Source organism: Hymenobacter sp. BT18 (genome assembly GCF_012273015.1).
Taxonomy (GTDB): Bacteria; Bacteroidota; Bacteroidia; order Cytophagales; family Hymenobacteraceae; genus Hymenobacter; species Hymenobacter lutimineralis.
Genome location: NZ_CP050954.1, coordinates 2,732,733 through 2,755,109 on the forward strand (window position 1 = coordinate 2,732,733; position 22,377 = coordinate 2,755,109).

Below are 22,377 nucleotides of genomic sequence, written 5' to 3' on the forward strand. Positions count from 1 at the left end.
GTGCCCGGCCTGACTAAGGCACCAACCGAAAGTCGGGTACTTCCTGGACCTGGCCGGGACCCAGCCCCAGCAGCTGCGTAGCCCCAATCCGGACGCGCACCAGGCGCAGGGTCGGGAACCCGACGGCGGCCGTCATGCGGCGCACCTGCCGGTATTTCCCTTCCGTAACGGTAATGGACACCCAGCTGGTTGGGCCGTGCCGGTCGGAGCGGATGCTGCGCCCCCGGGCCGGGAAGTCGGGCGGGGTTTCCAGGCGGAAAGCCTGGCAGGGCAGGGTCTGGTACTTCTCGCCCTGCCGCCCGATTTCTACTCCTTGCTGCAGCTGCTGCACGGCTTCGTCGGTGAGCTGGCCGTCTACCTGGGCGTAGTATTCCTTTTCTACGTGGCGGCTCCGCACGTATTCGCTCATTTTGCCGTCGGTGGTGAGCAGCAGCAGGCCTTCACTGGCTTCGTCGAGGCGGCCAATGGCCATGATGCCCGCCGGGAAGTCGTACAGCTCGCCCAAAAACCGCTTTTTCCGGGCTTCGCGCGGAGCCTCACTCCGAAACTGGCTGAGGTAGCCGTAGGGCTTGTGCAACAGGAAATGCCGGTGTGCCGCCGGCGAATCGGCCTCGCTAGTGCTGCTCATTAAACACCGCATCAATGGCCAGCCCGGCTGCCAGCAGCAAGGCCGCGGAGGCCGCCTGCATAGAGCCCATGTCTTCCAGGCTGATCATGTAGTTGTCAGCCGTGGTAAACAGCTCCTTGCCCAGGCCCGCCCACTTTTTGGTAACGGTGCCGATGGTCTGGCCCGTGGCACTGACGAAGGTGAAGTCCCAGCCCGTCCAGTTGCCTTTCACCTCCGCCACCCGCACGTCGGCGGCCGTGTACACGTGAAAGCCGCCCCCGAGAGAGAACAGCTTGCTTTTGAAGTAGCCGATTTTGCTGTTCTGGGCATCAAATACGTTCACGGTAGAGCGCAAAAACGTCCAGCCCCGTTCCAGGCGCAGCACGGGCCGCTCGTCGTTGAGGGGGCGTACGACCAGCGAAATGGGCGTGTTGCGCTTTTTGGTGAGCAGCCGCAGGTACTGAATCCACTTGGGCGTGGTTTCGGTAGCGTAGCCCAGGTGCTCGTTCTGCTCGGGGTCCAGGATATCGTAGGTGTCGGTGAGCTTGAAGTGGCCGACATGTTCGCGGATAAAATACGTGCGCCGATTAAGCATAGGTAGGGGAGAGAAGAAGGAGCCGCAAAGAAAGCGAAAGAAGCGGGATGCGGCCCGGCGGCTACCTCTGCCATAACTCCAACCGAAAACCCCGCGTTAGGAATACCTCACCATTGCGTTGCCTTGACTAGCTATGTCCGACAAACCGTCTCTTTTTCCGCCCCAGCACCAGGACGAACAACCAGGGCTGGAATCAAAAATGACTCCCCAACCCGAGTACATCCGCCCCGGCTACCAGGGCGCCAATAAGCTCCGGGACAAAATTGCCCTCATCACGGGCGGCGACTCCGGCATTGGCCGGGCCGTGGCCGTGCACTTTGCCCGCGAGGGTGCCGACGTGGCCATCGTGTACACGCCCCGGGAAGAGGAAGACGCCCGGGAGGTGCTGCACCTGGTAGAAGCCGAGGGCCGGCGCTGCGTGCTGCTCCCCGGAGACCTGAAGGACCCTTCCTTCTGCGAGGAAGTGGTGCGCCGCACCGTGCAGGAGCTGGGCGGCCTCAACATTGTGGTCAATAATGCCGCCGAGCAAAACTGGCACGACTCCCTCTCGGACATCAAAGACCCGGAACTGGACTCGATTTTTGAGCTGAACATCAAGTCGTTTTTCCGTGTGACGCGGGCGGCGCTGGAGCACCTGCGGGAGGGCGACTCCATCATCAACACCTCGTCGGTGAATGCGTTTGCCGGGCACGAGCAGCTGCTGGACTACACCTCCACCAAGGGCGCCATTACGGCCTTCACCCGGGCCCTGGCTCTGCAGCTGGCCTCCAAAGGAATCCGCGTTAACTCCGTAGCCCCTGGGCCCATCTGGACGCCGTTTATTCCTTCCACGGCCAGCGCGCTGAAGGTGCCGCTGTTTGGGCGCGATACCCCGATGGGCCGCGCCGGGCAGCCCTCGGAAGTGGCGCCAGCCTACGTGTTTCTGGCTTCGGAAGACGGCTCCTACTTCACCGGTCAGACGCTGCACCCCAACGGCGGCAAGGTGGTAAATGCCTGATCGTGCTTAAAACAGCATTTTGCGAAAGCGCCGCGTGGAGGTACTGCGCGGCGCTTTTTAGTGGCTTTGCTGAAGTTGGGGTAGGCCGCAGGCAACCCTCGGCGGTAAGGCCGCATCTGCCGGAAACACCTTCTCGTTTTCCGCCCCATGCTGTTTCCCTACCTTTTGGCCCTGGCCGCTGCTATGACGGCCCCCGCCACCCAACCTCAACCCGTGACCGTAACCGTGGCGCCCACCCGCGTGCTGCTCGAAGAACGCGCCGGCTCCCGTCTCAACTTCGACTTTCAGGTGCAGGCCGGCACCGATTCGCTCTGGCTGCAGAAAGTAGAAGTTTCCGTCTATGATAAAACCGGCGCTTTGGTAGTGCGCAAGTTTGTCGACAACAACGGGTTCAGTCCCAGCGTGCAGAGCCTCTCGCACCGGGTGTTTGCGCCGGGGCAGCCAGCCCTGGTATTCAACCCCTTCCACACGTTCTCGGCGGACATCGACGTGGCCCGGCTGCGCTACACCTTCGAGTTTCAGACCAGCAAGCGGGCTGAGGTGACGCAAACTGTGGACGTGAAGCCGGAGCGCTACCAGCCCAAGGCCGCGCTAACCATTCCGGTAGCGGGCCGCCTGCTCATCTGGGACGGGCACGATGAGCATGCCCACCACCGCCGCCTCGACTTTCGCCACCCCGTGGCCCAGCAGTTCGGCATTCAAAGCAACTTCATGCGCTACGCCCACGATTTTGTAGTAGTAAATGAGCAGGGCGAAAAGCATACCGGCGACGGCAAAAAGAACACCGATTACTTCGGCTTTAACCTGCCCGTGCAGGCCCCGGCCGCTGGCCGCGTGGCAGCTGTGTATGCCCAGCAGCCCGACAACGACAACGGCCAGGACTTTTTCAACCCGCAGGAAATGGTGGGCAAAGACCCGCTGCTGCTCTACGGCAACTACGTCGTCATCGACCACGGCCAGGGGGAGTTCAGCCTCATGGGGCACCTGCGCCAGGGCAGCGTGCAGGTGAAAGTGGGCGACCAAGTGCGCGCCGGGCAGGTGCTGGCGAAGGTTGGCTCCTCGGGCAGCTCCTATTTTCCGCACCTGCACTACGAGCTGCGCACCGGCCCGGCCCTGAACGTGGAAGGCCTGCCCGCGTATTTCCGCAAGTTCCGGTTGTTGCGCGGCAGCCAAAGCCGCCCCGTCGCCCAAGGCGCCCTCGACAGCGGGGATATTGTGCTGCAGGAGGGCAAGTAACGAATCCGTTTAAACAGCAAGCGGCTGAAGGTCGGGTAGCTTCAGCCGCTTTTTTACGTAGGGAAATCTAGTCGGCTATTCTCGCTTAAACAGGTAGGTGTTGCCGGCCTGGCGCAGCGTGAACGTGTGCTGAGCGGCGTCGAAGTCCATCTGCAGACCCGCTTCGGGGTATACAAACTGCGTTTTGGACTTGGGCGTGAGCGGGAAGGCGCCCTGGCCGGTAGCCTGGGCCATGAGCGTGTTGCCCGCTACCGTCACGTTGATTTTCAGCGGCATCTGGGCGCTGGCGTAGTTGCCCACGAAGGGGCTTAGGTCGGCCGCCGAGAGGGTAGCGGCGCTGAAGTCGGGCAGGCGGTAAGGCAGGTTGAAGTAAATGGAAAGCACGCCCAGCAGCACGTCGTTGGTGGGGTAGGGCGTGTTGCTGGTGTAGGCCACCGTCAGCTTCTCGGCGGGGAAGTGCGACAGACCGGCCCGGAACCCATCAATGATGCCAAAGTGGCCGTAGCTCTTGTGCCCCGCGAAGGGCAGCATCATCAGCCCCAGCCCGTAGCCGTCCTGCGCGGCCTGCATTTGCTCCAGGGTGGCTGGCTTCACCAGCTTGCCCGAGTACAGACCTTCCATAATGCGCGCCAGGTCCTGGGAGTTGGATACCACGGCCCCGGCCCCGCCCGGAATGCTCATATCGGTTTCGGGCTGGGCTTCCCAGCTGGTGCCGTTCCACTTGTAAGAAGCCGCCTCTTGTTTCTTAGCGTCGATGCGGCCGCCGTAGTACGTGTCTTTGAGCTTGAGCTTATCGGCAATGCGCTTTTGCAGCACCTGGGCGTAGGGCTGTTTGGTTACTTTTTCCACGATGTAGCCCAGCAACACATAATTGGTGTTGCTGTAGCTGTACTTGGCGCCCGGCTCAAACTCCACCGGCGCGGCCATCAGCGTCAACATTTCAGCCTGCGTTTTGGGCTTGGTCATGTACTGCACGTACGCCTCATCGGCGGTGAAGCTGTGCAGGCCGCTGCGGTGCATGAGCAGCTGCTGCACCGTGATTTTGGCGGCATTGGGCAGCTGCGGAAACCAGGTAGCCAGGGGCGTGTCCAGCTTCAGCTTGCCTTCTTCTACCAGCTGCATCACCAGCGTAGCGGTAATAAGCTTGCTCACCGAGCCTATGCGGTAGCGCGTGCCTGCTGTAGCGGGCACCGCGGCCGGGGCAGTCTGGGCCAGGCCCGTAGTGCGCTGGTAGATTACCTGGCCATTCTGCACCAGCGTGAGGCTGCCCATGGCTTTGTGGCTGGCCTCCAGGGTGGTGAGCAGGCTGTCGAGCTTGGGCTTATTTAGCGTCTGGGCCAGGGTGGTGCCTGCCCATAGCAACGGCAGCACCAGCAGAGAAAGTGTTTTGCGGAACATAGAACGGTGAGGATATGGTAGAAAGTGAAGCACTACTTTTTAAAGAAAGCTAACAGCTCGGCGCGGTAAGAGCTGCCGATGGGAACCAGGGTGCTGTCCTGGAGCAGCACGTTGTCGGGCTGCAGCATTCTGATGTGGGCCGCGGCTACAATAAAGGAGCGGTGCACCCGCAGAAACGGGCGGCCCAGCACCTCCGTCATTTCCTTCATGGTCTGGTGCAGGAGGTAGGTTTTGATGGCTGTGGTTATTTTCACGTAGTCCTTGCAGCCCTCCACATACACAATGTCGCTGTGCGGCACTTTCAGCAGGCCCTGGCGCTCCTTCACCAGCAGGTACTTCTCAGCGTCGGCGTCGGCGGGTGGCGCGGGCTGGGTGGCGGGCAGGCGTGAAATGGCCTTCATGAACCGCTCGTAGCTGAAGGGCTTCAGCAGGTAGTCGAGCACATCCAGCTCGTAGCCCTCGTAGGCATACTCGCGGTAGGCGGTAGTGAGGATGGTTTTGGGCGGCTGCTGCAGGCTTTTGAGAAAGTGCAGCCCCGTCACCAGCGGCATTTCGATGTCCAGAAACATCAAATCCACGGGCTGCTGGGCCAGGTACTCGTAGGCCTCCATGGCATTGCGGCACTTACCGGCCAGCGTTAGGCCGGGCGTCTGCCCAATAAACTGGCTGAGCACCTGATGGGCCAGGGGCTCATCGTCCACAATTAGGCAGCGAATGGGCGCGGGCGTGGTGGTCATGGTTTCAGGGGTAGAGTCGGCAGAAGAAGAAACAGTTGCAAGGGAGTGCGGCAATAGGCTAAGCAAGCCGCAGGGTAAGCTCGGCGCGGTAGCGGCCATCCTGCTCAGATAGCTGAAGCGTGTAGGCGCCGGGGTAGTACAGCTCCAGGCGCTGACGGATGTTTTGCAGGCCAATGCCCCCGTTGCGCTTGGGTGAGGCCGCCGGTGCTTCGGGCAGCATGTCATTTTCGATGAGAAAGTGCAGGCGGCCGGGCGTGGCGGTAAGGGTGGCCGCTACCGAGGCGTCGTCGGAGAAGTGGTGGCGGCCGTGCTTGAAGCTGTTCTCTACCAGCGGCAGCAGCAGCAGCGGCGGCACCTGCACGCTACTTACGTCGCCCACGGCCCGGAACTGCACCCGCGCCCCGGCATACTTGCGCTGCTCCAGTTCGAAGTAGTTTTCCAGAAAGGCTACTTCCTCCGCCAAATCAATGCTGGCCTTGCCGCTGTCGTAGAGCACGTAGCGCATCAGTTCCGAGAGCAGCAGGATAAAGCGCGGCGTTTCGGGCGAGCCGGCCAGGCTCAACCCGTAGATGCTGTTGAGGGTGTTGAACAGGAAATGGGGCTGCAGCTGCGCCTTCAGCTGCTCCATTTGCAGGGCCAGGTGGTCTTTTTCGAGGTGACGGCGGCGGTATTCCTGCTGGAAGGCCAGGCGCACAAATGCCACGCAGCTAAACGCGAGCAGGTCGGTAAACAGCAGGCTGAGGTAATACTGGGCCCGGTGGAGCAGAATAGCGGCCTGCTCCAGGTAATTCTGGTGGTAGTAAGCGGCTAGCTTGGGCGGGCTGGGCAGATACTGAAACAACCCGTGCGCCAGTACCATGTTCAGCTTGATGCCCCACCACAGGTATACCAGCGCCCCCAGGCCCAGCAGCGCATAGCGCCGGCGGCGCAGCAGCCACGGCAGCAGCCCCCGGTAAAACGGAAGGATGTAGAGCGTAGCCAGCAGCGCAAACAGCATCAGCTGGGGGTAGGGCAGGTTGGTACGCTCCCGGATGGGCAGCAGGCGGACGGCCTCCTGCATAAACACATTGTACTTATACAGCCCCACGTACAGCGCCCACACCAGCCCCTCAAATACGAGTGGGAAGCGGCTGGGCCGGTCGGTGGCCGGTGGGGAGGTGGGCGTTTTCATGGGGCCAAGTTGGGGAGTTTTCATATGCCCGGCCGCATGCCTGGCGGCTGATTTCGACTAATCGGGGCATTTCTTCGACCAAAAAAAGCGGCGGCCGGCTTCGTCGGGCGGTAAGCTGCCGTGGTCGAAAAACGCGTGAAACCGCCTGGGCCGCGCTCTTCCTTTGTGTCGTTGCCAGTCGCTGAGTGGCTGACTCTTACCCTTCGACACCCTTTCTTCTTTCCCGTATGAAAACCCTGTTCCGCTCCCTGCTTGCCGCCACGCTCCTCGCCGCTCCAGTGGCCGCCTCGGCCCAGGCCCCCGCTGCTGCCACGGCCGCCGACACCGCCCGCATCGAGCTTAACCCTGCCCTCATCAACGCCGTGAATACCCAGAGTTTTGAGCAGTTCCGCGAAACGGTGCGGCCCCTCATTGCACAAATGGCCGATAAGAAAGTGGTGGCCCTGGGCGAAGGCACCCACGGCACGGCCGAGTTCTACCAGGTGCGCTTCTGGCTCACGCGCATTCTCATGGAAGAGCATGGCTTCCGGCAGGTGGCCCTGGAAAACACCTACGGCGGCGCCCGCCTGGTAGATGAGGCCCTGCACCAGCACGGCGCCCCGGCCCTCAAGCCCCGCATGCAGAAGCACCTGCTCAGCATCTGGCAAAACCAGGAAATGGCTGCCATGCTCAACTGGATGAAGGAATACAACCACCGCCACAACCGCCGTCACCACGTTAGCCTCACGGGCATTGATGCCATGTTCGGGACCGACGATGCCCTGCTGGTGCAGGCGGGGCTGAGCAAGCGCAACCCCACCCTGCGCCCGCACATTGAGCAGCTGGTGAAAAGTGCCGCCTTTCAGGATGCCATGTGGCTGCACATAAACGATGCGGGCTTCAAATTCGACCGCAAAGGCTGGTTGAGCAATGGCCTGGCCGGGTACGCCGCCGCCGATGAGCTCCTGAAGGCCCTGCCCACCGCCCGCTTGCCCCGCGCCGACCGCGAAGCCCTGGAGCTAACCTTGCAAAACAGCCGCATGGTGTTCGACTACCCCTACCAGGTGCAGTTCCATAAGCGCGACTCGTCCCGCGACAGCCTGTTTGCGGCCATGGCCCAGCTGCTGGTGCGCCAGCCGGGGAGCAAGCTCATTATCTGGTCGCACAATGCCCACCTCTCGCGCCAGTCCATGGACCCCACCGACAACAACGGCGGCGGCACCGGGGCATTCCTGGAGCGGATGTTCCCCGGTCAGTACTTCGTGCTGGGTACCAGTACCGCCTTTGGTACGTTTGCCGCCACGCCGCAGGCTTTTATATCGCCGCTCAGCCCCATGGCCGCCTATCCGCTGCCCACGCCCAAAGCTGGTTCCTGGGAGGCCTCTTTGGCTCAGGTGAGCAGTCCGGCGTTTTTCTTCAACACCCACCAACTGGGCAGCCAGGACGTGCAGCGCCCCCAGCGCCTAGTGGGTCAGACGCCCACCAGCACCGATCAGTACGGCAACTATCGGCTTAGCAAGGCCTACGACGCACTGCTGTTCCTGCGCACCACCACGGCGGCTACGCCCTTGTAACCGAGAACTGCTAGCCAAAGAGGCCCGGGTATTGCCGGAAGCAGATTTCGGTAGTCCGCGGGCCTGCGCTGCCGTCCGTCTGCCCCAGCCGCCCACGCAACCTCTGCCGGAAAGCCGCCGTATCAGGCCCCAGTATAGCCAACGGGCTATATCTGATACTTTCCTCTGATGTTCTTTCTCCATGAATAAGACCTTGCTTCTCCTCTCAGTAGCCGCGGCCCTTGGCGCCGCCGCCTGCACCCAGGATAAACCGGCGGCCGTAGACGCGGCTACCACCCCTTCGGCCGACACCGCCGTTGTTGTGCGCGACAACCAGCTTGCCAGCGACACGGCCGCCTACGGCGCGGATGCCGACCGCCTAAGCCAGCGCGTTGCCCAGGACCTGCGCCTGACGGACACTGTAGTCGTTACGCGCATCGAAAAGACCTACTACACCCGGGGGCGCCGCCTCAATGAGGTAAACACCCGGTACGCCACCGACACCACCGGCCGCTATGCCGCCCTGCGCCAGGTGAATGATGATACGGACCGCGAAGTGCGCACCATCATCACCAACCCCGAGCAGTACCGCACCTACGAGACCAACCGCAACGCCTACTACGCCGGCACGCCCTACACCTACCGCGAAACCCAGGAGGCAAGCACCAGCCAGGCGCCGGCGCGTCGTCGGGGAGCAGCCGTTGTGAAGTATGAGCAGAAGCAAAACGGCGAAACTAAAATCAAGTACGCCAACGGCACCACCGTCAAAATCGACAAGGACGGTGACCGGAAAGTAGAGTACCCCAACGGCATCAAGGTAAAGCGTGATGCCGATGACGGGCAGCGCAAAGTCAAAGACTAGCTGTACCTTACATCCTCACAAAAAGGCCTGCCCCAATACAAGGGCAGGCCTTTTTTATGGTAAGTGCTGGCGCAGGAATACGAAAAACTCCCCCGCTGCTTTTGCTAATTGTCAAATGCTAGCAATTGCGTTAACTAGGCTTTACCCCAAAGGCCCGTAGTTCCGCGTCGATGCGCTGGTTCCAGCGCTGTTGGGCGGCCTCGTTGGTGCCGTGTTGGGTTTCGGCTTCGTACTGCTCCTGCACACGGTTCATTTCCCAGTAAGAGCGCAGGTACTGCAGCTGAATGATGCTGTTGTAGTCGGCCACGGTGAGGGAATCGGGCTGGACTTTGCGCTTAAACCGTTCCCCCACCAGCTTCACTAAGTCGAAGTGGCGCTGCTCGTGGTTGAGGCTGTAGGCATCCTGCGTGGCCGTCCAGGAGGAGCTGCGCACCACAAAAACCTGCAGCGTGAGGTCCAGGTGCAGGGTACCATTAACCACCTGCGGACGGCCCGTGTAGGCAAAGCTGGGAAACACCGCCGCCGCAAAATTACCGGCCGAGCGGCGCGTCCCGCTAAAATCGGCCCACACCAGGGGGCGCTGCGGCTGGTAGAATAGCGTGTCACCTTCCATTGCCCGTGCATCGTCCTGGAAGCGTACCTGAACGCGGCGGGCCAATGCCACATTGCGGGGGGCCTGCTGCGTTACCCAGGCATCGAAGTACGTGAGGGCACCTACCAGCGCCTGCCGCAGGGCTGGCTCTACGGCGGCCCGCTGGCTGGGCAGGCGGCGGTACCGCGCGCCGCCGCGGTACTGGGTGAGCGGCACTGTTTCGCCTTCGCGCTGCCAATCGAAGCCAAAGGCTACGGTAATCTGGCCCTCGATGGTGCCGCCCGCACCCGCGGTTTCCTGGATGCGCAGTTCCTGCACGCGCAACGTTACGGGGCGCAGGACCGGGTTGGCGGGTACGCTTTGCCGAACAAATGCGCGCAGTGCCGGGAGTGCCCCGCCCTGCAGATCCACTGCTTCCGCGCGGCCCCCGGGCGTGGGAGACAGCAGCACCGCCACCGGTCCGGGCTGGGGCCGCGCTTCTGCCACAGTCGCGAAATAATACTCGCGCGGAGTAAAGGCGAGTTTGGCGGGCTGCAGCACCAATGGCTGGGGGGCGGCCACCGCGGGCCAGAACCAGCCGCCCAGCAGCTGCCAGAAGGAAAAAACAAGAACAAGCATAGCCAAGTATCTGCCCTACAGACACGGGCATGCGGCCGCAGGTTCCGCTGCCAGCTTAGTGCAGGCGCTGCAGGCGGTATTCGCTGGGGCTCTGCCCGGTATGCCGCCGGAAGGTTTTGTTGAAGTGCGACACGTTGTTGAACCCACTGCCGTAGCAGGCCTGGGTAATGGTCAGGTTCTCATCCATGAGCAACCGGCAGGCTTGGCTTACCCGGTACTCCTGTAAAAAGTCGGTGAGCGTGTGGCGGGTCATCTTCTTGAAGTAGCGGCAAAAGGCCGGCACCGATAGGTTGGCCACATCCGCCACCTCATCTACGCCAATAGGGCGGCGGTAATTTTCTTCCAAGTAGTGATACACCTTGCTGAGGCGCTGCTGCTCACGCCCGTGCAAGCCCAATCCCCCGTTGCCGGCCTGCAAAGGCAGTACATCCGTGGTTTCGGCCAGCTGCTGCAGTACGCGCAGCAGGGTGAGCAGGCGCGGTAGGGGCGGTTCCACCAGCAGCTGGCGCAGCAGCGGGTCGAGGGCTGCCCGGGTGGCGGGGCCAAAGGAAAGGCCCTGGTGCGAGCGGGTGAGCAGCTGTTGAATGGCCGCCAGCTCGGGGCGCTGCCAAAACGTTTCCCCCATAAAATCGGCGCGGAGCTGCACCACAATTTCTTCGAAGGCACCCTGCTGCCCGTAACTAAAGGTGAGATGGGGCAGGTTAGGGCCGATCAGGGCCAGCTCCCCCTGCTCGAAGCGGGAAATGTGCTGCCCGATGTGGCGGCGCCCGGTGCCCTGCGGGATGTACACCAGCTCGTACTCGGGGTGATAATGCCAGAGCAGGCCGCCGTTTTGCACCTCGGTGTAGTGCAGGAGCGTGAAGGAGCTATCGGTGGTGGGGTGGATAGACTCGTACTGGAGCTGCATAATCGATAATCTATGCCGGGCAGGCATCGGCGTACTCTCAAATATACACGATAAGTCAACATAGCACCAGAACTGGCAAATACTGCGGTTGCGCTATATTTTTTTGGGTAGGACCTTGAGGTCGGACCTTTGACCTCTCTTCAATGCGACACGTTTTTTCACGCTTCACCAGTCTGTTTGCTGCCGCCGTCCTGCTGTCTTCGGCTGGCGTAGTAGCCGGACCAACGGGCCCGGCTACCGACCAAACCCAGGACACCATCCAGCAGCGGGCCAAAAACCTGACCGGTTACTACGCCTTTGCGCTGCACCTTTCAGGCCGGCAGCGGCGGGCCGTGCAGGCCTGCACCTATCGGCACCTGCAGCAGTTGGATTCTATTAAGCAGATATCCGTTGTGTATGCCGACCGGACTGGACCCGGCGCCACCGGCCTGCCGCCGCAGGATGCAAACCAGATCCACGCGCGGTACGAAGCTACGATGAGCCGCATCCTCACGACCGGGCAGTTCAGCACATTCCACTGGCTTCTTAGCCAGTAGCTATCTGGCTTTTCGGTTTGGGGCTAAGCCAGGCTTTCCAGCCAGGCCGCGGCCGCTGGCCGCGTGGCAAAGCGCTGAAACCGGAAGCCCGCCGGGGCACCCGCCACAATCGTCTGCGTGGCTAAGCGGTGCAAAGGATTGTGGCCTTCCACAATAGCGCAATAGTGGGTGTTGCTTTCGCGCATGGCCCGCGGAATCCAGTTTTGCGTTATCCACGTCTGGGCCTCGGCCGACAAAGGCTGCCGCTGTCCATGCTCGGATATAATTTTCCCGGTACGCGTGCTGCGCAGCAGCTGCAGCGTGTGCTCATACAAGTGCTGAATATCGCCGAGCCCTACGCGTTCCGATGACCAGATGAGCTGCACATAGCCCTCCGGTGAATAGCTTACTTGCCCGGCCGCATTCTGGTAATAAGGTCTGGGGTGAATTGCAAATAGGGGAGGCATACGGGCAGAGAGAAGAAGGTCCGCCACCGCAGCTGCGGCGCAACGGGCAAGAGGGCGGAAAGATAGCAGGGTGCGGGGCAGGCCCGTAAGGAAATTTTACCCGCTTGTATTTTTGATGGACCTGGTACGGCGCCTATTGCTGCAAAATCTGGCGCACGTGGTGTTCCAAATGCATGGCATAGTCCTCAATAAGCCACCCCAGCGTCACGGTATAGCCATTTTCGAAAATTACCTGATTGCTTAATGCCTCCGCCGGAATCTGCGCAATCAGGCGCATTAGCTGCTGGTTGTACAGCGTCCAGAAGGTAAGCAGATCGGCCGCGGGCGTAGCCTGGTAAGCGCCTAGGCGTACCCAGTCATCCTGCTGATAGGCGACCATGCGGTGGGGGCCGTCTTCCGTCTGACATAGCACAAACCGCCGGTGGTTGTTGGCCGCCGAGTCGAGCAAGTGACCCAGCAGCTGTTTGCGCGACCATTTTCCGGGGGCAGAAGCCTCTTCCAGCTCCGTGGGGCTGAAGCTCAGGAAGTGGGTATTCAGCAGCGAGACCATTTCCTCAAGGCGCTGCAAGGCTTCCGGGATGCCGGCCCGGGAAGTAAGAGAATCAGAAAACACGCCTGCGCTACCGTATAAAAGCCCCGTAACCAACTGCCCGCCACGCTCCAGGGCGCGGCTGCCGGCAAAGGTAGCTATTTTCAGTAGCCCTTTACCGGGCATATTGTAAGTAAATCCCGCTATCTTAGGTGGATTCTTTGCGCCGTCATTTTGTACGATATGGCTGCTCCCGCCGCTTCCCCTGTGTCCGCCACCGTTTCCATTACGCCCGCCCGTGCTGCTTTCGAGCGGCTGCGGATACAAGCCCCCCTGCTGCGGCGTGAAGATGCCGCGGCCCGCATCGTGCGCCTGCGTCGGCTGGCGGCTTGGCTTACGGCCAATCGGGTGGCTATTCAAACGGCCTTATATGCCGATTTCCGGAAGCCCGCTGCCGAAACTGACCTCACCGAAATCTGGTCGACGCAGGCCGAAATCAAGCACGTAATTGCCCATCTCAAGCAGTGGATGGCCCCCAAGCGCGTAGGCACGCCGCTTTCCCTGTTTGGCACCCGGTCCTGGGTGCAGTATGAGCCCAAAGGCGTGTGCCTGATTATTGCCCCCTGGAACTACCCCTTCTACCTGGCCGTGGGCCCTTTGGTATCGGCACTGGCGGCTGGCAACTGCTGCGTGCTCAAGCCCTCGGAGCTGACCCCGCACGTAGCCACCCTGCTCCGCCGCCTGGCCGCCGAAGTATTTGACCCCGCCGAGGTAGTGGTGGTGGAAGGCGACAAAACGGTGGCTACCGAGCTGCTGAGCTTTCCCTTCGACCATATCTTTTTTACCGGTAGCCCCGAGGTAGGCAAAATAGTGATGCGCGCCGCAGCGGAGCACCTAAGCGGGGTGACGCTGGAGCTCGGGGGCAAGTCGCCGGCGGTGGTGGATGCCACGGCCAACCTGCGCGATACGGCCGAAAAGCTGGTGTGGGGCAAGTTTTTGAATGCCGGCCAGACCTGCGTGGCCCCCGACTACGTGCTGGTGCAGGAGCCCGTGCAGGAGGCACTGGTACGCGAAATGGAGGCGGTTATCCGGCGGAGCTACAATCCCGCCGGGGCGGGCGTAGAGGCCTCCGAGTCCTTTGCCCGCATTGTCAACCGGCAGCATTTCAACCGGCTGGCGGGTTTGCTGGAAGAAGCTCAGACCGCAGGCGCCTCGGTAGCCATCGGGGGCGAAATTGACAGTAGCCACTGCTTTATTGCGCCCACAGTGCTTACCCAAGTACCACCGGAGAGCCGCCTCATGCAGGAGGAAATCTTCGGCCCTTTGCTGCCGCTGGTGCCTTTCCATACGCTCGCGGAGGCCGCCGACTTCATCAATAGCCGGCCCAAGCCGCTGGCCCAGTACATCTTCACCCGCAACGCCGAAAACCAGCGCTACCTGCTGCAGAACGTGTCGGCGGGGGGAGCGGCCGTCAACGAAACCATTGTGCACTTAGGGCACTCAGAGCTGCCGTTCGGGGGCGTGGGCAACAGTGGTGTGGGCAAAGCCCATGGCCATTATGGCTTCTTGGCTTTTTCCAACGAGAAAGCGGTACTCAAGCAGCGGGTGGGCCGCACAAGTATTAAGTTGCTGTATCCGCCCTACACGCCCAAAGTGCAGAAAATGCTGGACCTGCTGCTGCGATATTTGTAAAGTGCAGACTGGAAAAGGTCGATTATGAATTGGTGTATACAAAAGACATATAACCTCAGTAGGTAGGTGAATATTAGTAAGTTGTAGATAATGTGAGTAATTGATTATATGTTGTTTTTTGTAAAAAATAAATAATAAACGATACTGATAATTTTGTCATATAATATAATGGCCTGTGCTGAAAAATAAATTTTGTAAATTGATTTATAGTTTTCTTTTAAAATGAAAAAAAGGATAGTTTTAGTAATAGTGCTTGCATATAGCTTGTGCAAAATGTCGGTAATTGCACAAGTATCTGATCCAGTATATGGATATAATAAAGCATTAGTTGATTTAAGAAACCCTAAACCCACTTTAGTAGCTCGTCCTAATTCTTCTTGGACAACGTTGACTTCTATGAGCACTGCACGGGCTCAGGCGGGAGCAGTTGCTCATCCAAATGGTAAAATTTATGTATGGGGCGGCTACAAGGGAAATAATTCTAATATCATGGTTTCTGCTGAAGCGTATGATATAGGCAACGATACCTGGGAGGCTATTGCCAATGTACCTCAACGTCTAAGCGGGCCTACTGCTGCTTTGGGTCGTGATGGTAAGGTATATTCTTTTGGGGGATATGTTGGGTCAAGATATACAGAAGAGAGTTTTTCGTACGACCCAGTCACAAATACTTGGGCTTCCATTGCACCAATGCCAGTAGCTAGATGGAAAGCCAAAGCACTAGTAGCTGCCGACGGCCGAATCTATGTTTTTGGTGGCTGGAATTCTTCGTTTGCGACGGAAGTAGGAAACGAAGTGCAAATCTATAATCCAAAGACGAATACTTGGGCTGTTGGTGCTAATATGCCAACAGGGTTATTAGGGGCTGGAGCTGCTGAAGGTGATGATGGGCTAATGCATGTTTACGGAGGAATTACGAAGACTAGTTGGTTCTATCCCTCGCGGGTTCATATTGTATATGACCCTGCCAACAATACTTGGTCTACTGCTGCTAGTCTCCCCAATCCAGCTCGAGCGTATGTAGCTAGTGCTAAAGGCTCTGATGGTGATTTTTATATATTAGGAGGCGACAATGATATTCCCGTCGGTTCAGCATCATATTACTACAGCCAAGTTGATTATTACAATCCAACTACGGCCTTGTGGCAAAATGCACCTGATCTTCCTGTGCCATTAACTGAGGCGGCAGCAGTATCATTTGGAAATTATATATATGTACTAGGGGGATTAATAGGGTTTGAAACACAGCATAGTACTGTGTATCGGATGGCAACTATTCCATCACACACCAGCACGACCTGGACGGGCGCCGTGAGTAGCGACTGGTTTACGGCCGCTAACTGGTCGGATGGGGTGCCCACGGCCACGCTGGACGCGACTATTCCAGGCAGTGCCCCCCGTATGCCCACCGTGACGGTGGGTACAGCTACTGCCAAGGCGCTTACCATCAATGGTGGTGCCACGCTAACCCTGGCCGGGGGCATGCTGGACGCGAAAGGCGATGTGAGTAATGAGGGCACGCTCACCGCCAGCGCCGGCACGGTACGCTTAAGCGGCGGTGCAACCCAAGCGCTGGGCGGCACCGGTTCCACCATGCTCTACGACCTAACGGTGGGCTCAGCCGGCGCTTCCCTTGGTGGGCCAGTGCAGGTGCAGCGCGTGCTTACCCTGAACGGTAACCTGAATAGCGGTGGGAAACTCATGCTTCTTTCCACGCCTTCGTTGAGCAGTATGGTGGTGGATGCGGGAGGGAAGGTGCAGGGTACTCTGGCCGTACAACGGGCGGTGGCTGGGGCTACGGCCGGCTACCGCCATTTCAGCCCGCCCGTGCAGGGAGCCACGGTGGCCCAACTCGGCACCGGCGGCTCGCCCGTTACCGTAAATTCGGACTATAACTCAGCCCCCGACCCAGGCAAGGTCAAGCCCTTTCCTACCATCTTTGCCTATGATGAGGACCGGTTGAACAACGCCACCACCGCGTCGTTTAGCGGCGGCTGGGTTTCTCCCGGGGCTACTTCCGACGTGCTTACGCCCGGGCAAGGGGTAACCGTGCAGACCGCCGGCAGCCAAACCGTGACCTTTACGGGAACGGCCGTAGCAGCGCCCGTCACGATGAGCGGCTTGGGCAATGCCGGCCTGGCCGACGCTGGCTGGCATCTGCTGGGTAACCCTTTTCTGGCTCCGTTGAATCTGGCCGACATGCGCACCGGCCTGCAAACCGGGGGGCTGGCCGACGCGGTTTACGTATTCCGCCCCAGCGGTACCTACACGGGTAGTTTCGACCAGTTTGTGAACAATGTGGGTACCGGCGACTTGGCCGATGGACAGCTGGCGGTTGGGCAAGTTTTTTCGTGCGCAACCTCACGCCGGAGAGCACCGCCTCGTTCACGTTCACGTCTGCCATGCAGGCCGAGAGCTATGCCAATCCCGTTTTCCGCCGACCCGCCGCTGATGTACGACCCCGCCTCGACCTGCAAGTGGCCGGCCGCGGTGCCTCCGATGTGGTAGTGTTCTACGCCGAAGAAGGGGCCACTACCGGCGCCGACGCCCGCTATGATGCCTGGAAAATTCCCACTAGCTCGCTGTTGAGCATTTCCACCCTGGCCGGCCCCGAGCGGCTAAGCATTCAGGGCTTACCAGCGTCGCTTGAAGCCCAGCTGCTACCACTGACGCTGACGGCTAACCAAGCGGCTACCTATACTTTTTCAGCGGTCCGCCTGCTGAATTTGCCTGCTACGGCAGTGGTTGAATTACAGGACCGCCTGACTGGCAAAGTTCATGATCTGCGCAGTGGTGGTGCCTATTCGGTGCAACTGACGGCGGGTACCACGCGGGACCGGTTCTTCCTGCTGCTGGATACCAGCTTAGTAACCAGCAGCACCACTGGCCGCAACCGGGAGGTACTGCTGTACCCAAATCCGTCCCAGGGACTGGTGCACCTGAGCGCGCCGGCTACTGGCCGCGTCACAATTACTGTCCTGAACAGCATCGGGCAGGTAGTGCATACGCAAACGGCCCTGGCTAGCAACGGAGTAGCTGCCACGGACCTGCGTACCAATAGGCTACCCGGAGGTATGTACTCCGTGCAGATTTCTTCCGCAGCGGGAATAGTCACCAGCAAACTGGTCGTGCGCTAATTCAGCCGACTCAGAAGGTTAAACGCCCGCTTGGTTCTTTGGCCAAGCGGGCGTTTTCGTATCTGTTATCATGAACCAAAGACGGTTCACGTCAGTGTACAAGTTCATATAGCGGGCCGGTGAAACAAATGAAATTCCTGTCCTGTGCTGCACAGCATATCGTCAGGCTGGGCACCAGAAGCCTAGCCTGAAAGTGGATTAGCTGACGATGAAGAAGGTTGGGCATAGTTGATGAAGCTGTATCCCCTACCAAATAGTAGCTGCTCCCGCGCTAGCTCTACTTCAACTATATCTAGCTCAGGAGCTAGTAGTAAGGAATGAGGCCCTGCTCCAGGAAAAGCTGAGCGTGAAAAAAGTAGGCAAGCCGAATTCTTTTGCCGATATTTTCCGGCACCAAGCTGCCATAGTTGGCGGTTTTGGGCGTCCTTTCCGCTCTTGCTCTCATGACGTTTACTCCCGCCCAAGCCGCCCTTCTACGCGCGGTTGCTGATGCCTTCATTCCCGTAATACCCCAACCAGCCGACAGCGGAACTGCCGGCTTTTGGTCGCGCCGCGGCTCCGAGGGCTTAAACCTGGAGCAACTAACTATCATGCTGGCGGGGCAGCCTACGGGTGTGCAGCAGGAGTTTCGGGAGCTGCTGGGGCTGCTACAGTCGCCGCTGCTGGGCCTCACGTGGCTGGGTCAGCTTCGGTCCTTCGACCAGCTGACGCCGGCGCAGCGGGAGAAGCTGCTGCAGAGCTGGGCCGGAAGCCGGATTCCGCAGCTGCGCAAGGCCTTTCACTCCCTGCGCAAGCTCACCATGATTCTCTACTACGGCGGCTCGGTTTCGGTGCCCGACAACTCCGTGTGGGCGGCCATGGGCTACCCCGGCCCACAGCCCGATGATTTGCCTGTCGACACGGAAAAGCCCATCCGCCCGCTGCAGCCCACTGCCGATACGGAGTATGACTGCGACGTGCTGGTGATAGGCAGCGGCGCCGGCGGGGGCGTGGTAGCCGGGGAGCTGGCCGCGGCCGGCCACCAGGTGCTGGTGCTGGAAAAAGGCCCTTACTGCCACGGCTGCGACTTCACCCAGCGGGAGGTAGACATGCTCAGTAAGCTCTACGATGGGCACGGAGCCCTCACCACCCGGGATGGCAGCATTGCCCTGCTGGCAGGCAGCTGTCTAGGCGGGGGCACCACCGTCAACTGGGCCGGGGCCTTCCGCACGCCCGACTATATCCTGCAGGAGTGGGCGCGGGAACACCAAGCGCCGCACTTCATTACCCCGGAGTTTGCCCGGAGTATCGAAGCGGTAAGCCAGGCCATCAGCGTCAACACCGAGTATACTCGCCACAACGGGCAAAACCAGGCGTTGTGGGATGGGTCGAGGAAGCTGGGCCAGGAGGTGAAGCTGATTCCGCGCAACGAAAAGCACCTCACGGCTTCGGAGGAGCATTTCCGGAGCCTGGGGTTCAGCCCCCTCGGCGACCGGCACGGCATCAAGCAAGGTACGCTCAATACCTACCTGCAGCGGGCTTTCGACCACGGGGCCCGCATCCTGCCCGATACGTACGTGACGCGGGTGACCACGGCGGCGGGCCGGGCTACCGGGGCCGAAGCCGTGCATACCACGGCCGCCGGGCAGCGGGTGGCTATCCGGGTGCGGGCCCGGCGGGTGGTAGTAGCCGGCGGGGCCATTCAAACCCCCGCGCTGCTGCTGCGCAGTGGGCTGCAGCATCCGCACCTGGGCCGGCACCTGCACTTGCACCCCACCGTGGCCGTTTCGGGGGCCTACGCGCAGCCTATGGAGCCCTGGTACGGTCCCATGATGTCGGTGGTGAATGACACATATACCCGCATCGAAGGCACCAACTACGGCGCTAAGCTGGAAACCCCGCCCGCCCACCCCGGCCTCATGGCCATGGTGCTGCCCTGGCACTCGGGCGCCCAGCACAAGCAGCTCATGCAGAATGCCCGGCACCTCGGCAATTTCATAGTGCTGACCCGTGACCGGGACGGCGGCCGGGTGCGCACCGACAAGCAAGGGGCTCCGCGCATCAGCTATGCGCTAAGTGAGTTTGACCGCCACCATCTGCTACAGGGCGTGCGGGCCGCCGCCGAGATTCACGTGGCGGCCGGCGCCCACACGGTATATCTGCCGCACGGTACCTTGCCTACGGTGCACGCCAAGGACGGTGTAATGCAAAACCCGGAAGTGCTGGAGCGCCTGCCCAGGCTCAGCTGGAAAGCCAACCAGTTTGGCCTCTACAGCGCCCACCAGATGAGCACCTGCCGCATGGGTGGCCACCGGGCTACTCACCCGGTTTCGCCCACCGGGGAGACGTACGAAGTGCGGGACCTGTTCGTGGCCGATGCTTCGGCTTTTCCTACCTGCAGCGGCGTGAATCCTATGCTCACTATCATGGCGCTGGCTCACTTTACGGCTCAGCAGCTGAAGGCTGGCTGATGGGGCTGACGCCAGAGGGGAACAGATAGCTGTTTTTCTCGTATCAGGGGGCGCACTAACTTACGGGCTATGACGGTACTCTCTTCTCGCTTTCTGCTTCAACTAACGCTCTGTGCGGCCCTGCTGGGTGGCAGCAACTGCGCCCGCCGCAAGGAAGCGGCCCCCGCCCCAGTGGCCGAAACCGTGAAACCGGCCCCAGCTGCCGCGCCTATCAAGCGCACCGCCGCCCGCGACCTGACCGACGTAATGGCGGAGGAGCTGCTGCTCTCCGATGAGCAGCAAACCAAAGTGCGCACCCTGCTGCGCGCCACGGTGCAGCAGGTAAACGAGGCCCGCACCCAGTTTGCGGCCGACAAAACGGCCCTGAACAAAGAGCTGATGCGCATCAATACCGAATCGGAAACGCAGCTGCGGCAGGTATTTTCGGCCGAACAGTTCAAGCAGTACCAGTTGAAAAAGCGCAGCATGCAAGCCAAAATGCAGGCCCGCCGCACCGCCGAGAAGTAAGGCAACAGCTCAACTTTCTGGGGTGCCCGGCGTTTGAAGGTCTCTTCCCTTTCTTTCCGGTATGCGTCCTCAGCCTTATACTCTGCGTTTCAACCCCAAGCTTAGCCTGAACCAGGCCGGCAAGCACGTACGCGACGGCCTGTCTACGGCCCTGCGCATGGGCAACAACTTGTGGATCAGCTGCGATGAGCGCACCACCATCGAACGATTGCGCCTCACCAGTTCCCGTACCTTCGCCGAACATTGCTCCTACGAGCTGGCCAAGCTGCTGGACCTGCCCGCCGATGAGGCCGCGGAAATTGACATTGAAGGCATGGGCGAGGCCGGCCACTACCTGTGGATCATAGGCTCCCACAGCCTCAAGCGCAAGCAGCCCGACCCCGACCACGCCGACGTGGCCAAGCAGCTGGACAAGCTGGCGAAAGTAAAATCCGACCCCAACCGCTACCTGCTGGCGCGCATTCCGCTGGTGCTGAACCCCGAAACGGGGGATTATGAGCTGGTCAAGGAAGCGCCACACCCTACCAAGCCCGGCCACCTGCTACGCGCCGCCCAGCTGCACGGCAGCACCAGCAGCAACGAGCTGCTCGACGTGCTGGGCCACGATGCCCACCTGAAGCCTTTTCTAGCCATTCCGGGCAAAGACAACGGCTTCGATATTGAAGGCCTGGCCGCTACCACCGATGGTCGCCTGTTCATTGGGCTGCGGGGGCCAGTACTGCGCGGTTGGGCCCTGGTGCTGGAGGTAGTGCCACGCGAAGACAAGCACGGCCGCCTCCGCCTCGACAAAGTGCCGGGCAGCACCAACACCTACTACAAAAAGCACTTCCTGGAGCTGGGCGGCATGGGCCTGCGCGAGCTGCGCCAGCTGGGCTCCGACATTCTGCTGCTGGCCGGACCCACCATGGACCTTGATGGAACCATTGCCGTGTACCGCTGGCCCAATGCCCTGCAGCTGCCTCAGGATAGCCTCATCAGCGGCAAGCAGCTGCAGCGCTTGTTCGACGTGCCCCACGGCGCTGGCCCCACAGCCGGGCAAGACAAAGCCGAAGGCATGGCTCTGCTCGACGACACGCAGGTGCTAATCGTGTTTGACAGTCCTACCGACGCCCGCAAGGCCAAGCCCCATCACGTGCGCGCCGATGCCTACCAACTGCCAGCCTAGCGTGCGGCTTTCCTCTACCTTTGGGCCTTACTTTCCCGCAACTACCTATGGCTACTGCCTCCCTGGTGCGCACCCCCGAAACCACGCACCGCATCTATTTCCAGGACTGCGACATGCTGGGCCACCTCAATAACGCCCGCTACCTCGATTATTTTCTGAACGCCCGCGAAGACCAGGTAGCCCAGCACTACGCCCTGAACATGGGTGAGCTGGCCCGCGAGCAAAACGCCAGCTGGGTTATTACCAAGCACCACCTGAGCTACCTGCGCCCCGCCCGCCAGGGCGAGACCGTGCGCATCCGCACCCAGCTTATTCACTTCGACAACTCCAATCTGGTGGTGGAGATGCAGATGCTCAGCGAGGATGCCCAGCGCCTGAAGGCGGTGCTCTGGTCGGAAATGGCTTTTGTGAAAGTAAGCTCCGGGGCCCGCACCGACCACTCCGATGAGCTGATGGATATGCTGGAGCAGCTGGACGTAGAAGACGTAAACTACGATGCCGACGGCTTTGACGAGCGGGTGCGCGCCTTGCGCAAAGCCCTGAAGCGCCAGCGCGCCGAGGACGAGGAGTAGCTAACCCTAGCGTCCAGCTTACGTTAGATGAAAAGCCGGAGCCGCTCGAGCGGAGCTCCGGCTTTTTGTACTTACTACCAAAACCCTACAC

General features: G+C 60.6%; 21 protein-coding genes and 1 pseudogene. 13 read left to right on the top strand and 9 right to left on the bottom strand.

The features are described from left to right. Positions 1 to 13 precede the first annotated feature (13 nt). Together HER32_RS11565 and HER32_RS11570 are read right to left on the bottom strand one after the other, a co-directional pair. The gene (locus HER32_RS11565; protein WP_168681976.1) at positions 14 to 628 is read right to left on the bottom strand and encodes a pseudouridine synthase; all 615 of its coding nucleotides are present in this window, start codon (positions 626 to 628) and stop codon (positions 14 to 16) included. Then, the gene (locus HER32_RS11570; protein WP_149071123.1) at positions 615 to 1,202 is read right to left on the bottom strand and encodes a phospholipid scramblase-related protein; all 588 of its coding nucleotides are present in this window, start codon (positions 1,200 to 1,202) and stop codon (positions 615 to 617) included. Before HER32_RS11570 ends, HER32_RS11565 begins: the two co-directional genes overlap by 14 nt. 133 nt (positions 1,203 to 1,335) lie before the next feature. Here HER32_RS11570 and HER32_RS11575 point away from each other — a divergent pair, with 133 nt between their 5' ends. Both HER32_RS11575 and HER32_RS11580 read left to right on the top strand, forming a co-directional pair. Beyond that, a complete protein-coding gene (locus tag HER32_RS11575) occupies positions 1,336 to 2,199 on the top strand; it encodes an SDR family oxidoreductase (RefSeq protein WP_168681977.1) in 864 nt (287 codons plus the stop codon). Positions 2,200 to 2,346: 147 nt separating this feature from the next. Beyond that, positions 2,347 to 3,435, top strand: a complete 1,089-nt coding sequence (locus HER32_RS11580; RefSeq protein ID WP_168681978.1) for a M23 family metallopeptidase — start codon at positions 2,347 to 2,349, stop codon at positions 3,433 to 3,435. Between the two features lie 75 nt (positions 3,436 to 3,510). Here the strand turns inward: HER32_RS11580 and HER32_RS11585 are convergent, their stop codons facing one another. From HER32_RS11585 to HER32_RS11595, 3 genes are read right to left on the bottom strand one after another with little or no spacing between them, the layout of a single operon-like run. Continuing rightward, a complete protein-coding gene (locus tag HER32_RS11585; RefSeq protein WP_168681979.1) occupies positions 3,511 to 4,833 on the bottom strand; it encodes a serine hydrolase domain-containing protein in 1,323 nt (440 codons plus the stop codon). A 32-nt stretch (positions 4,834 to 4,865) separates the two neighbouring features. Beyond that, complete coding sequence (locus HER32_RS11590; protein ID WP_187632092.1) at positions 4,866 to 5,570, bottom strand: LytR/AlgR family response regulator transcription factor; 705 nt, start codon at positions 5,568 to 5,570, stop codon at positions 4,866 to 4,868. Between the two features lie 58 nt (positions 5,571 to 5,628). Beyond that, entirely contained in the window at positions 5,629 to 6,741 is a 1,113-nt protein-coding gene (locus tag HER32_RS11595; protein ID WP_168681981.1) for a sensor histidine kinase, read from the bottom strand. A 227-nt stretch (positions 6,742 to 6,968) separates the two neighbouring features. Between HER32_RS11595 and HER32_RS11600 the strand changes: the two genes are divergently transcribed. After that, positions 6,969 to 8,294, top strand: a complete 1,326-nt coding sequence (locus HER32_RS11600; protein ID WP_168681982.1) for an erythromycin esterase family protein — start codon at positions 6,969 to 6,971, stop codon at positions 8,292 to 8,294. Between the two features lie 181 nt (positions 8,295 to 8,475). Then, positions 8,476 to 9,135, top strand: coding sequence for a T-complex 10 C-terminal domain-containing protein (locus HER32_RS11605; RefSeq protein WP_168681983.1), 660 nt, complete (start codon positions 8,476 to 8,478; stop codon positions 9,133 to 9,135). A 130-nt stretch (positions 9,136 to 9,265) separates the two neighbouring features. On the opposite strand, the gene HER32_RS11610 is transcribed toward HER32_RS11605, so the two are convergent. Then, positions 9,266 to 10,345 (bottom strand): hypothetical protein, encoded by a 1,080-nt coding sequence (locus HER32_RS11610; protein ID WP_168681984.1) that lies wholly within the window; start codon positions 10,343 to 10,345, stop codon positions 9,266 to 9,268. 55 nt (positions 10,346 to 10,400) lie between these two features. Then, positions 10,401 to 11,252 carry a helix-turn-helix domain-containing protein gene (locus HER32_RS11615; protein WP_149071132.1) on the bottom strand — a complete coding sequence of 284 codons (852 nt, stop codon included), beginning with the start codon at positions 11,250 to 11,252 and terminating at the stop codon, positions 10,401 to 10,403. A 143-nt stretch (positions 11,253 to 11,395) separates the two neighbouring features. On the opposite strand from HER32_RS11615, the gene HER32_RS11620 reads away from it, so the two are divergent. Then, the gene (locus HER32_RS11620) at positions 11,396 to 11,788 is read left to right on the top strand and encodes a hypothetical protein (protein ID WP_149071133.1); all 393 of its coding nucleotides are present in this window, start codon (positions 11,396 to 11,398) and stop codon (positions 11,786 to 11,788) included. Between the two features lie 23 nt (positions 11,789 to 11,811). Here HER32_RS11620 and HER32_RS11625 read toward each other — a convergent pair whose 3' ends face one another. Together HER32_RS11625 and HER32_RS11630 are read right to left on the bottom strand one after the other, a co-directional pair. Beyond that, positions 11,812 to 12,234, bottom strand: coding sequence for a hypothetical protein (locus HER32_RS11625; protein WP_168681985.1), 423 nt, complete (start codon positions 12,232 to 12,234; stop codon positions 11,812 to 11,814). A 133-nt stretch (positions 12,235 to 12,367) separates the two neighbouring features. After that, on the bottom strand, positions 12,368 to 12,949 hold the full coding sequence (locus tag HER32_RS11630) for a DinB family protein (protein WP_168681986.1): 582 nt from the start codon (positions 12,947 to 12,949) through the stop codon (positions 12,368 to 12,370). 57 nt (positions 12,950 to 13,006) lie between these two features. Between HER32_RS11630 and HER32_RS11635 the strand changes: the two genes are divergently transcribed. The 8 genes and pseudogenes from HER32_RS11635 to HER32_RS11665 all read left to right on the top strand — a co-directional run bounded on the left by HER32_RS11635 (position 13,007) and on the right by HER32_RS11665 (position 22,286). Then, positions 13,007 to 14,455 carry an aldehyde dehydrogenase family protein gene (locus HER32_RS11635; RefSeq protein WP_168681987.1) on the top strand — a complete coding sequence of 483 codons (1,449 nt, stop codon included), beginning with the start codon at positions 13,007 to 13,009 and terminating at the stop codon, positions 14,453 to 14,455. A gap of 396 nt (positions 14,456 to 14,851) precedes the next feature. Beyond that, a pseudogene (locus HER32_RS20435) lies at positions 14,852 to 15,316 on the top strand (Kelch repeat-containing protein); the annotation flags it as partial. 405 nt (positions 15,317 to 15,721) lie between these two features. Continuing rightward, entirely contained in the window at positions 15,722 to 16,963 is a 1,242-nt protein-coding gene (locus HER32_RS20240; protein WP_232066237.1) for a hypothetical protein, read from the top strand. Beyond that, on the top strand, positions 16,858 to 17,592 hold the full coding sequence (locus HER32_RS11645) for a T9SS type A sorting domain-containing protein (protein WP_168681989.1): 735 nt from the start codon (positions 16,858 to 16,860) through the stop codon (positions 17,590 to 17,592). The genes HER32_RS20240 and HER32_RS11645 overlap by 106 nt, the downstream gene beginning before the upstream one ends. A gap of 443 nt (positions 17,593 to 18,035) precedes the next feature. After that, positions 18,036 to 20,042: an FAD-dependent oxidoreductase gene (locus HER32_RS11650; RefSeq protein ID WP_168681990.1), complete on the top strand. Its 2,007-nt coding sequence runs from the start codon at positions 18,036 to 18,038 to the stop codon at positions 20,040 to 20,042. 69 nt (positions 20,043 to 20,111) lie between these two features. Further along, positions 20,112 to 20,549, top strand: a complete 438-nt coding sequence (locus HER32_RS11655; protein WP_168681991.1) for a hypothetical protein — start codon at positions 20,112 to 20,114, stop codon at positions 20,547 to 20,549. A 61-nt stretch (positions 20,550 to 20,610) separates the two neighbouring features. After that, a complete protein-coding gene (locus HER32_RS11660; RefSeq protein WP_168681992.1) occupies positions 20,611 to 21,714 on the top strand; it encodes a DUF3616 domain-containing protein in 1,104 nt (367 codons plus the stop codon). Between the two features lie 47 nt (positions 21,715 to 21,761). Continuing rightward, positions 21,762 to 22,286: an acyl-CoA thioesterase gene (locus HER32_RS11665; protein WP_149071141.1), complete on the top strand. Its 525-nt coding sequence runs from the start codon at positions 21,762 to 21,764 to the stop codon at positions 22,284 to 22,286. Positions 22,287 to 22,377 lie beyond the last annotated feature (91 nt).